The sequence below is a fragment of the Cupriavidus basilensis OR16 genome, from assembly GCF_000243095.1.
GTDB classification, from domain to species: domain Bacteria; phylum Pseudomonadota; class Gammaproteobacteria; order Burkholderiales; family Burkholderiaceae; genus Cupriavidus; species Cupriavidus basilensis_D.
The window spans coordinates 1-577 of sequence record NZ_AHJE01000285.1; the positions used below are offsets into that span (position 1 = coordinate 1).

Annotated in this window: 1 protein-coding gene; it reads left to right on the top strand. The window is 70.7% G+C overall.

Annotated elements, in window-relative coordinates:
• Positions 1-77: 77 nt before the first annotated feature.
• A partial coding sequence (locus OR16_RS38745; RefSeq protein ID WP_006164872.1) for a Bug family tripartite tricarboxylate transporter substrate binding protein occupies positions 78-577 on the top strand: 500 nt, incomplete at its 3' end.

A 577-nucleotide genomic window follows, 5' to 3' on the forward strand; every position in this document is an offset into this window, starting at 1 on the left:
CTCACGCAACACCTTCACGCTTGGCCGCCGCGCGGCATGGATCGCGCTCGCCCTGGGCGCCATCGCGCCCGCCGTGCATGCCCAGCCCGGACGCCGCCTGGCCGGCCCAGGCCGGTGACCCGATCATCCTGCCGTTCGCCCCCGGCGGCGGCACGGATGTGGGCACCCGCCTGGTGGCGCTGCGGCTCTCGCAGTTGTGGGGCCAGCCGGTACTGGTGGACAACCGCCCCGGCGCGGCCGGCAACGTCGGGCTGGACATCGTGTCGCGCGCCAAGCCCGATGGCTACACGCTGGTGGCCGGCAATGTCGGCACGCAATCCATCAACCCCACGCTCTACAAGAAACTCAGCTACGACCCGGCGGCCTTCGTGCCGGTCAGCCTGATGGCGGAGTTGCCCTTTGCCCTGGTGGTGACGCCCAAGCTGCCGGCCAGGAACCCGAGGGAGCTGGTGGCGCTGGCCAAGGCGCAGCCCGGCAAGCTGACCTATGCCAGTTCGGGCAGCGGCGGCTCGCCGCATTTGTCCGCCGAGATCTTCAAGGCAGCTACCGGCACCGACCTGCTGCACGTGCCCTACAA